10 protein-coding genes are annotated in these 9,814 nt (G+C 33.9%); 2 read left to right on the plus strand and 8 right to left on the minus strand.

Translation table 11 applies throughout. The features are described from left to right. Positions 1-10: 10 nt before the first annotated feature. Positions 11-571 carry a ribosome recycling factor gene (gene frr, locus VB248_RS15615; protein WP_323297733.1) on the plus strand — a complete coding sequence of 187 codons (561 nt, stop codon included), beginning with the start codon at positions 11-13 and terminating at the stop codon, positions 569-571. 101 nt (positions 572-672) lie between these two features. Here frr and VB248_RS15620 read toward each other — a convergent pair whose 3' ends face one another. The 8 genes from VB248_RS15620 to VB248_RS15655 form a co-directional block, all read right to left on the minus strand. After that, positions 673-1,506, minus strand: coding sequence for an Rpn family recombination-promoting nuclease/putative transposase (locus tag VB248_RS15620; protein ID WP_323297734.1), 834 nt, complete (start codon positions 1,504-1,506; stop codon positions 673-675). 194 nt (positions 1,507-1,700) lie between these two features. Continuing rightward, positions 1,701-1,859 carry an antitoxin VbhA family protein gene (locus VB248_RS15625; RefSeq protein WP_323297735.1) on the minus strand — a complete coding sequence of 53 codons (159 nt, stop codon included), beginning with the start codon at positions 1,857-1,859 and terminating at the stop codon, positions 1,701-1,703. Between the two features lie 167 nt (positions 1,860-2,026). Then, positions 2,027-3,055, minus strand: coding sequence for a PDDEXK nuclease domain-containing protein (locus tag VB248_RS15630; RefSeq protein ID WP_323297736.1), 1,029 nt, complete (start codon positions 3,053-3,055; stop codon positions 2,027-2,029). Positions 3,056-3,378: 323 nt separating this feature from the next. After that, positions 3,379-5,385 (minus strand): AAA family ATPase, encoded by a 2,007-nt coding sequence (locus VB248_RS15635; RefSeq protein WP_323297737.1) that lies wholly within the window; start codon positions 5,383-5,385, stop codon positions 3,379-3,381. Beyond that, positions 5,363-5,968: a hypothetical protein gene (locus tag VB248_RS15640; protein WP_323297738.1), complete on the minus strand. Its 606-nt coding sequence runs from the start codon at positions 5,966-5,968 to the stop codon at positions 5,363-5,365. Before VB248_RS15640 ends, VB248_RS15635 begins: the two co-directional genes overlap by 23 nt. After that, on the minus strand, positions 5,955-6,923 hold the full coding sequence (locus tag VB248_RS15645; RefSeq protein WP_323297739.1) for a hypothetical protein: 969 nt from the start codon (positions 6,921-6,923) through the stop codon (positions 5,955-5,957). The genes VB248_RS15640 and VB248_RS15645 overlap by 14 nt, the downstream gene beginning before the upstream one ends. After that, complete coding sequence (locus VB248_RS15650; protein ID WP_323297740.1) at positions 6,914-7,045, minus strand: hypothetical protein; 132 nt, start codon at positions 7,043-7,045, stop codon at positions 6,914-6,916. The genes VB248_RS15645 and VB248_RS15650 overlap by 10 nt, the downstream gene beginning before the upstream one ends. A 630-nt stretch (positions 7,046-7,675) precedes the next feature. Next, complete coding sequence (locus VB248_RS15655; protein WP_323297741.1) at positions 7,676-8,614, minus strand: patatin-like phospholipase family protein; 939 nt, start codon at positions 8,612-8,614, stop codon at positions 7,676-7,678. Positions 8,615-8,793: 179 nt separating this feature from the next. Here VB248_RS15655 and VB248_RS15660 point away from each other — a divergent pair, with 179 nt between their 5' ends. After that, positions 8,794-9,768, plus strand: coding sequence for a polyprenyl synthetase family protein (locus VB248_RS15660; protein ID WP_323297742.1), 975 nt, complete (start codon positions 8,794-8,796; stop codon positions 9,766-9,768). Positions 9,769-9,814: the final 46 nt, after the last annotated feature.

A 9,814-nucleotide genomic window follows, 5' to 3' on the forward strand; every position in this document is an offset into this window, starting at 1 on the left:
TTTTTTACCAATGGAAGAGATAGAATTTTACATTGATGCGGCTAAAGAAACGATGGATGGTGCTTTGAAACACTTAGCTATCGAACTTTCAAAAATTCGTGCTGGAAAAGCAACGCCTTCAATGTTGGATGGTATTCAAGTTGATTATTACGGAATGATGACGCCACTTTCGGGTGCAGCATCTATCAATACGCCAGATGCCCGTACAATCATCGTGAAGCCTTTCGAGAAAAAAATGATTGCTGAATGCGAAAAAGCTATTCGTAATTCAAATATTGGTCTTGCACCGATGAATGATGGCGAAATTATTCGTTTGAATTTACCACCGCTTACCGAAGAGCGTCGTCGTGAATTAGTAAAACGAGTAAAAGCAGAAATCGAAACAGCAAAAATTAATGTGAGAAACGTTCGTCAAGATGCGAATAGCTCAATTAAAAAATTGAAAAATGAAGGCGTTTCAGAAGATGCAGTAAAAGCAGGCGAAGAACGTGTTCAGAAAATGACAGACGCTTATATCTCAAAAGTAGATGCAGCTTTTGCAGATAAAGAAAAAGACATCATGTCGGTATAAAATAAGTGAAGAGTCTTTTAGTGAAGAGTTTTGAATGCTGAATGAGGAGTTTCATTCGGTATTCAAAACTCTTTTTTTGTTAGTTTTGATAATTGTTGTCATCAGTTTTTCTTGATTTCATTACGCAATTGCTTTATTTGTTCAATACTTAAATTCGTTGCTTTTGCAATAAATTCGTTTTCAGAACCTAATAGAATTAAGTTTTTCGCAATCTCAATTTCTCTTTCCTCAACCGCTGTTTCCAAAGCACTTTTCATACCCCAATATTGAATAAGATTTTCTTCGTAAATAGCTCTTTGTTCGATACTTAAATTAGCTAATTCCGCTGTTCCAAAGGCTTTTTGAAAAATTGGCTCGTTGAGGATGTTCGGAATTTGGTCAAAACTTTCTAAGTTTTTCAGAAAGTAGCACCATTTGTCAAATTTAGTTGCTAACTCATTTTCTTTTTTGTTGAACAAAGGCATTTGCAAAAACTTAAAATGCAATTTATCAAAAAATATATCTCCGTCTTGGTCTTTCAAAGACACATCACGCCTAAACTTACGTATTTCCTCTGCCTCATCATACTCAAAATCCAAAATAGCCACGAAATAAATAGGTTCTAATCTGAAATTCCAGTCCCCTTGTTGTGCTTGTTCTCGAATAGGAAAGGTTATGTAAAACAAACTTCTATCTTTGAAGTATTTTACCTTAGCCTTTTGCATTTCAACGATAAATTTTTCGCCCGAAAGAGCTTTACAATGAATATCAAAAATGGCTTTTCTTTCTGTTGAAAAGTCTGCTAAATTTTCGGGATTACGAAAATTTAGGTCTGCAATTTGATGATGTGGGGGGAGAAGCTGGTTCAAGAAATCAATGAGCAAGTCTTTATTACCTTCCTCACCAAAGAGTTTTTTAAAACCGAAATCAGTATATGGATTGATGTACCTTGCCATTGTTGTATGTTTAGGGTAATTTACAAAACGTCGATAGTGTTATTGGTCTTTTTTTCAAGGGTATCTTCGTGTGAATAATGGTACGAGTAACAAATTGACGAAACCAATTATCTCATTCTTGTTATAGAGAGTTAGACATACGCTCTTTGTTTAGCAAATGCCACTACTTCACTTAATGAAATTTTCCCTGTCACTTAGTCACGTATAATTTCAATTCCTTTTGGTGTTGGTTGAAAGCCTTCAAACATATTACTTCCTATGGCGTTGGCAGTGCTATCTAATGTTCGCAAGTCTGAAAATTTCACCCCCATAATGGTCAGGTTGATTCTGTCTATTTCTATTGTATTAAACATATCTATCGGGTTTGAAATTCAGTTATAAATTTACACATTTTCACTTACTGGTTCAAGCCTGTGACTTAGACTTTTAAACCATTCCTTTTCAAACTGAAATGATTTAAAAGTCCAATTGACGCTTTTACTTGAATCAGTTAGGTTTCTTTCATAATTATTCTCCATTCTCAATTATCTCTTTCAGTGGCGTTTAATTCGTTAAGCACTAAGGTTTGTAGTGCCTCTTTGGGCAACAAAAGTTGATACTCAGCTACTCCAATGGGTTTATTTATATCTTGTAGGGCTATTTCTACATCCAAATGGTCTTTGTCAGCACAAAGAATAATACCGATAGATGAATTTTCATTTTCGCCTTTTTCTAATTTGTCTAAAAGGGAAAGATAGAGGTTCATTTTTCCCACATACTCGGCTTTAAAACTTCCAATTTTAAGTTCAATCGCAACCAAAGACCGCAAACCTCTGTGAAAGAAAAGCATATCTACAAAGTACTCTTTGTGGTTGTATTCCAAGCGGTACTGGTTGCCTATAAACGAAAATCCTTTGCCCAATTCCAATACAAAGGATTTGATTTTTTCTACCAATCGTTTTTCTAAACCTAATTCTTTTATGTTTTCGGTAATTCCTAAGAAACCAAGATTATAAGTATCTTTAAATACTTCGTTAGCATAATCGGCATCAATGGCAGGAAGTGTTTCATTAAAATTATGCGATTTGATTTGCTTTTGGGCGTAGGCGTAACTGTCCATTTTTATGGCATTGAGCAATATATCCCTGCTCCAACCTTTGCTTACGGCTTCATTGGCGTAATATTCAACAGCTTCAAGCGACTGAATTTTGTTGATTAAGAGCAAATTATGTCCCCAAGGCAAAACTGCTACGGCTTGTAGCAGTTTTTGGTCTGCCTGATAGTAACGCTCATAAAACAGTTTCATATTCCATAAATTACGAGGCGAAAGCCCCATGTCTGGAAATTCGGATTTTAAATCTACAGAGAGTTGTTTCACTACACCACTGCCATAACCTTCTTCTAAATGTTTTTCAAAAAGGAGTTTGCCCAAATTCCAATACACAGCATTGGTGCTACTGTTTACCTGTTTTGCAATCAGGGTTCGGGCAGTCTTGATTTGACTGATTGCCTGATGTAAAATCTCGGTATAATCAGATTCGTTGATATTTGTTTGAGCTTTGTTGGTCATGTCTAAAATTCTGATTTTTTACTACAACTTAATCAAAAAAGCTCATTTTAAGTGAGATAGTTTGGATAATTGAAACGTAGCTTAGACAGGCGTTGTAAGTCTTAGCAACCCCGAGAAAACGCCACAACAATTGAAATATTTCTAAACTAAACTGCAAGCGTGACGCTCTTTTATGTTTGGGGTCGTAGGAACGCTACGCTTAACCTACGAATAGTTTGAGCACAAATGCCCAATTTATTACAAAAATTTATTAGAAGCACAAAACTCCAAGCTTGCACGCCACCCCCGCCCTGACGCAGAATCTATGTTGGTTACTGGTGTACTCATTCTGTCAGCCGTTTTAGGAGGTAGTCAGTCTTACTTTTCATTTCATAAATTATATGTTTTTCAAATTTTTGTCTGTCGCTTGGTAGTTCACTGTAAGTTGTCAGTATGACCTGTGCGTCATCTGATAATATGTTTTCTATTAAACTTACACAGTCAATTAACGAATCATTGTCTAAATTTTGCTGCTTCGGTTCATCAAGTAACAAAACATTTGGAAAGTTAATTGAGTCCACGTTTTTGAACTTTATTGAAGTTTGAAGAAGCGATAAATAATAACTTAAAATAATTCGGATATTATCGCTTGAACTTGAAATATTGTAAATGTCATAGTTGTCTAGATATGGCGTGTAATTGTCGTTACTATCTACTTTAATACTTTCAATTAAAGCCTTATTACCTTTGAATAATCCTAGACTTGTTACATTAGATTTAACATAACTTGTTATGGAATTGATGATGTTTAGGTCATTCACTGTTTGTTTATACTTGGACACTTCTTCGTTTAGTTTTTTGAGTTCTAAGTCTGTTATTGTAATATCTCTTCTAAGTGGCTTTAAGTCTTCCCACCTTTGTGCAATTCTCGAATATTTCTCCATTTCCTTATGGGTATAGTCCGCATCTAAAATTCTTTTTCTTAAATCTGCGAATTCCTTACCTGCAAAAGTTTTAGTTTGATGTTCAAGTTGACTTTCATACTCTTTAATCTTGTCTCTAATCACATTTCTCTGTTCAAGAATTTTTAGTTTATCTAAAATTCTCTGTTTTATAACTTTTTTGAAGGTGTTTTCTTCATCTTCTAAGAATGCTAAATTTTGTTCAGGAGTAGAAATTTTTTTCGATAATTCAGAATGACATAAAACACATTCATCGTCTTGTTGGGCTTGTAGTTTAGCTTCACAGACTGGGCAGGTTTTAATATTAAAATCGGTAGAAAGTTCCTTAATTTTCTTAAGCTGTTTGTTCTTGTATTTGTTAGCATTAATTCTTTCTATATAACTTTCATACCCTGCAATTTCAATTGATATTTTATCAACCTTTTCAGAAGCTTTTCTAAATTGATAGTCCAATGTTTTTAAGCTGTCTCTTAGTTTTTCATTACTTTCTTCATACTCTTTGTTTTGACTAGAAAGCTGATTGATAAATTCGGATTCAGCTTTATATTTTTCTTGTAAATACCTTATGTAATCGTAAATACTTGTCTTTCCTATAGAATTTGTATTTACAATTAGAATTTCTTCTGATTTCTCGGCATTTGCGATTATTAATAGATTTTCTTCTTTCTGATACAATTCCTCTTTGAATTTTTTAAGTCTTGCTTCAAGTTCCTTCACCTTAATTTCTGTTAGATGTAAGTTAAATCTGTCTAAACCGAAAATATATTCAAAGGCAACTTTTTTGACGTCTTTAATATTGTATCTAGTAACTTGTCTAGCTTGAATTTGAGACCAACCTGCACGCTGTTCAACAAAGAATAGAGGTAAAATATTCTCAAAATATAGCTTAGATAGCTTGTTGTCATATGTCGGTAATTCAACTTGGTTTATACCAATAAAATTGAAAAGGAAATTTTGGAATCCATTTTCAGAAAAAACACCTTCACCTGATACAATTAGCTTTGTGACTTCTTCTGTTTTAAAAAACTCATCAGCGGAACATTTTTTTACAGCAGCAAGGTGAACTTCACCACCTTTAATGTATCTAAATATTGTAACTGTCTCTACTCCGTTTGAAATTTCAAGAAGTAAATATGAACTCTTGATAGTTTTTCCATCGATAAAGTTGTAGAATTCAGGTTTGAAAGGGTTTTGAATTGTCTTAAAAATGCCTAGCCCTTTTTCTGCTCCTAAACCATATATAATCCCTGTAATAATACTTGTCTTTCCGACAGAATTCGGGCCATAGATGATATTCAGTCCATTTTTAAAAGGAATGGTCGCCCCATACTTTCCATCATCTTGAGTGATGACAGTATATTTTAGTTTATTTATTATCAGTTTCGACATTTTGCTTCCAATATGAATTTGGGATGACTTCTGTAATTATGTTTATGGTTCTATCTTCTACAAGACGGCTTCCAAATAGTTCCAAAAAATTAATTTCACTGGGAAATACATCCTTTATTTTTTCGTAAAATGTTTTACCTGTTTCTGTAATTTGAATTCTAGCATTTTTTTCGTTTTCATCTGCTTTATATGTAATTAAGTCTCTAACGTAGAGATATAAAAACATATCATTAAATCTTATGTCCCAAGGAACGCTTTTATATTGAACTATATTGAAATCAGTTTCAACCTGTGATTTGGATTTGAACTGACTTAGTTTTTTGAGCACATTCTTTTGTCCATTAAAGTATTCAACAATAAATTTAGCTTGAAATGCTTCGTTGCGTAGTAAAAAGTCAATACAAGCAATCACATTTTTGCTCAAGCCATATTTATTATTAAGCATACCAAGAATTATGAGGATTCTTGTTGACCTAAATTGAATTCTGTCTTCAGGTTGTATATAGGTTGGTCTATCCAAATTAATATTTGGTTTAAGACCTTTATCGGTTATTGACTGTATTAAATGATTAAACTGTTCCATTTTTTCTCCAATCTAATGGGCATTCTGCTGCTAACTCAAATACAACGCCATGTAGTAATTTTTGTTGGTCATTTTTTAATTTGAAGTCACTATAAAAAGTGAGAATCTCCTTTTCGGCTTCTTCAAAAAAATCATGAAAAAATTCCTGAGGAGTATAACTGGAATTAATGTTAAATTTATGAGTAAGTCGATGAGCCTTAATTCTCATGTTGTCTTGCCAGTTTTTAATATTTGTTCTGAGTTCAGGATTTAAGTCAATTAAACTATCAAGATAAACTTTATAATTTGCTCTAACTCGATGATAAAAGACTCTATGTTCATCATCTTCCGATAGAACGGAGTTTAGCTTTTCATCTAAAGTTGTTTTCAAAATAGCATCTTCATCTGGGTCTTTGTCGGTTTCCTTAATTAAAATTACATCAGCAAATCTTAATGCTTCTTTTTTCTGTATTAAATTATTTATTATCGCCTTAATCCTTTGAAGCTCAGTTGCTCTGTCAATTAAAATATCGCAACTGATTTTGTTAAAAATCTTTTTATAAACTTCTGTGTCAAGGGCAAATAGTTTTTCAATTTCTTTGTCAGGTGTCCAAAACTCAACAGGATATTTGAAGTGCTTTAAAACTTTAGATTGAATGTTATGGTCAATATTGCTTAAATCCCTTAGAGGTGAAAGTGCTATAAAGGCTGTTGGTGTATGACTAGAGGCTTCAAGTTGGAGTTGTTTATTAAAGATGTCCGCCCATTCTAGTTTAGCTGTTGTGTAGTATTTACACTCAATGAAAATCTCCCTTTCTTGCTCATCATCATCTAAGAACAAAACACTTATGTCGAAACCATTCTGGTCTCCTGAGTCTTGTTTTCTTACTTGAATAACTAGAAACTCCATTTCTTGAAAAATTTTCCTAAAGAATGGTTTAACTAATTTCTCAAAGTCACTTCCTGTTATTGCCATTTATTTTTCTGTATGATATTTGATACTTTGTCGTCTTTTACACTTGCCACCAACTCGCTAATATGCGAAAGTTTTGTAGTATTTTTTGTATTGTTAGCGATTTTATATACGAATCTACCCATTCCCAAATACAATCAAAATAACTAAATGCACTAATTACAAAAAACTTATTATACGGTAAGTTTTCTTGATATAATACAAATTATGGCTGTATTTACTTATGCAATATGATAATTACTATTGATATATAGTATTTGTATTTGGCGTTATGCTAATCCATTTTAGCGTTAAGGCACTTACCTTTAGCGTTATGCCTATTTAATCTTGATATATGCCATTTACATCTGGCGTTATCCTTATTCACTTTAGCGTTATGTCATTTACCTTTAGAGTTAAGCCTATTTAATCTTGATATATGCCACTTACATTTGGCGTTATCCTTATTCACTTTGGCGTTATGTCACTTACATTTAGCGTTAAGCCATTTCAATCTTGATAATTGGCACTTACTTTTAGTGATAAGGCACATTAATCTTTATAATTGACACTTACTTTTAGTAACAAGCCTTTAGAATCTTTATAATGACCACTTGCATTTAGTGACAAGGCACATTAATCTTTATAATAGACGCTTGCATTTAGTGATAAGCCATGTCAATCTTGATAATTGTCATTTATCTTTAGCGTTATGCCAATCATTTACTCCTCACTCCGCACTCAAAACTCCCCACTCTTCAAAACTCCTCACTCTGTCAATACTTTCTCATTTCCTCCATGCCTTGTTCGTATCCGAGTAATATCATACGTTTAATATCGTCTCGGTTAAAATCTTGAATGTCTATATTAAGATGTTCTTGTGGGCGAATGATTTTTAGTTTTATTCTTGATTCTCCTTTTAAAATGCCTGTTTCAATAGGCGAGCCATCGGCTGGTAAACATTCATTTCTAAACTCTGCCCAATCTAAATCTGCATTCAAACATTCGTTTACCGCAATGTCCATTACTCTATCTACCAAAGCCAAAAGGTTGCCATAAGGGAAATTTCCGCCGTCGATATTCCGAGTATGACAAGCCACGCAAATAATTTCGGTAGCACCGTCTTGTATCGCTTTTTTTACGGGTGCAACGTCTCGCATTCCGCCGTCCAAGAAAGCCATGTTGGCTTGTCCGCCGATATTTACAACGGGCATCAAAATCGGTATAGCCGAGGAAGCCATGATATAATCCAAGAAATGGTCGTAAGTTGGGTTAGCATACACAATATTTCCGTTGATAATATCTACCGCTCCAACTTTTAGTTGCACAGGGCTTGCATTGAGGTAACGCATCGAAATATTGTTATTTAATATTTCTCTGAGTGGCGTAGTATCTAATAGTCCTTCAAAGTTTCGGCGAATGGCACTTAAACCCAGTTCATAAGTACCACGTCGGAGTGCCAAACAGTCAGGAGCGTAAATATTATTAATCCAAAAGTCACATAAATCTTTTGTTGCTTGATTGTAGTCAATAAAGCCATTGGCATCTAACAATTGCCTTCCAAAATGATTGACTAAATAAGAGGCATTCATACTGCCTGCGGAGATACCATAGATGGCATCAGGAGCAAAACCTTTTTCAAAAATTGCCTTTATTACACCCGTTTGATATGCCCCTTTTACCGAGCCACCAGCCAAAACTAAGATTTTACTCATACTTAAATAAAGATTGTTTTTAGGTTGTCAATTAAAATGAAAGTCTTTGAAAACTAACAATTTAGCTATATTAACAAATAAAATGATATTGAACAAAAAAAATAATTTCAGGTTATTCATTAAGGCAAGGTACATTTTTTTAGAGAAAAGCGTAATTTGCATGACATTTGACAAACATTATGAGCCTATCAATCAAAGAAATACAAGCTCCAATTGCGGCTGAAATGGAAGCCTTCGAAGGCAAGTTTCGCCAGTTTATGAAAACTAAAGTAATGTTGTTGGACACCATTATGAACTATATCGTCCAACGAAAAGGCAAGCAAATACGTCCGATGTTCGTGTTTTTGGCGGCAGGGGTATGCGGTGAAATCAATGAGCGTACTTATCGTGGTGCGGCACTGATGGAGTTACTTCATACGGCTTCTTTAGTGCATGATGATGTAGTGGATGATTCTAATTATCGCCGAGGTTTTTTCTCAGTCAATGCACTTTGGAAAAATAAAATTGCGGTTTTAGTAGGCGATTATATGTTTGCCAAAGCACTTTTATTATCAATCGACCATGACGATTTTGAACTATTAAAAATTGGCTCAACGGCTGTTCGTGAGATTTCAGAAGGAGAACTTTTACAAATCGAAAAAGCTCGTAGATTAGACATTACCGAAGATATTTATTTTGAAATTATTCGTCAGAAAACCGCTACTTTGATTGCCGCTTGTTGTGCAACAGGAGCAAGTTCGGTAGGAGCAGACCCAGAAACCATTGAAAAAGCACGTCTTTTTGGTGAAAAAGTAGGGATTGCTTTTCAAATTAAAGATGATTTATTTGATTATGGCGATGCAGAAATTGGTAAACCTTTGGGCATTGACATTAAAGAAAAGAAAATGACTTTGCCTTTGATTTATGCTTTGAACCAAAGTAATTGGAGTACCAAACGTCATATCATTAATTTGATAAAAAATGATTCTGAAAATCCGAAGAAAGTAGCCGAGGTAATTGATTTTGTAAAAAAATCAGGAGGTATTCAGTACGCTACACAAGTAATGCAAAATATTGTTGCCGAAGCACAAGCGATTTTAGAGTTTTTCCCTGAATCAATTTTCCGTACTTCTCTTTCTGGACTTGTTCAGTTTACGATAGAACGAGCCAAATAAGTAGTGATTGATGTTTTTATGATTAAAATACGTTGATTAAATTATA

Origin of the sequence: Arcicella rigui (assembly GCF_034929435.1) — a bacterium.
In the GTDB taxonomy this organism is placed as follows: Bacteria; Bacteroidota; Bacteroidia; order Cytophagales; family Spirosomataceae; genus Arcicella; species Arcicella rigui.

What these genes read in the sequence shown, in the direction of transcription:
- VB248_RS15635 (WP_323297737.1), bottom strand. Translation starts at nt 5,385, where the DNA reads ATGTCGAAACTGATAATAAATAAACTAAAATATACTGTCATCACTCAA.
- VB248_RS15620 (WP_323297734.1), bottom strand. Translation starts at nt 1,506, where the DNA reads ATGGCAAGGTACATCAATCCATATACTGATTTCGGTTTTAAAAAACTC.
- VB248_RS15660 (WP_323297742.1), top strand. Translation starts at nt 8,794, where the DNA reads ATGAGCCTATCAATCAAAGAAATACAAGCTCCAATTGCGGCTGAAATG.
- VB248_RS15640 (WP_323297738.1), bottom strand. Translation starts at nt 5,968, where the DNA reads ATGGAACAGTTTAATCATTTAATACAGTCAATAACCGATAAAGGTCTT.
- VB248_RS15645 (WP_323297739.1), bottom strand. Translation starts at nt 6,923, where the DNA reads ATGGCAATAACAGGAAGTGACTTTGAGAAATTAGTTAAACCATTCTTT.
- VB248_RS15655 (WP_323297741.1), bottom strand. Translation starts at nt 8,614, where the DNA reads ATGAGTAAAATCTTAGTTTTGGCTGGTGGCTCGGTAAAAGGGGCATAT.
- VB248_RS15630 (WP_323297736.1), bottom strand. Translation starts at nt 3,055, where the DNA reads ATGACCAACAAAGCTCAAACAAATATCAACGAATCTGATTATACCGAG.
- VB248_RS15625 (WP_323297735.1), bottom strand. Translation starts at nt 1,859, where the DNA reads ATGTTTAATACAATAGAAATAGACAGAATCAACCTGACCATTATGGGG.
- VB248_RS15650 (WP_323297740.1), bottom strand. Translation starts at nt 7,045, where the DNA reads ATGGGTAGATTCGTATATAAAATCGCTAACAATACAAAAAATACTACA.
- frr (WP_323297733.1), top strand. Translation starts at nt 11, where the DNA reads ATGGAAGAGATAGAATTTTACATTGATGCGGCTAAAGAAACGATGGAT.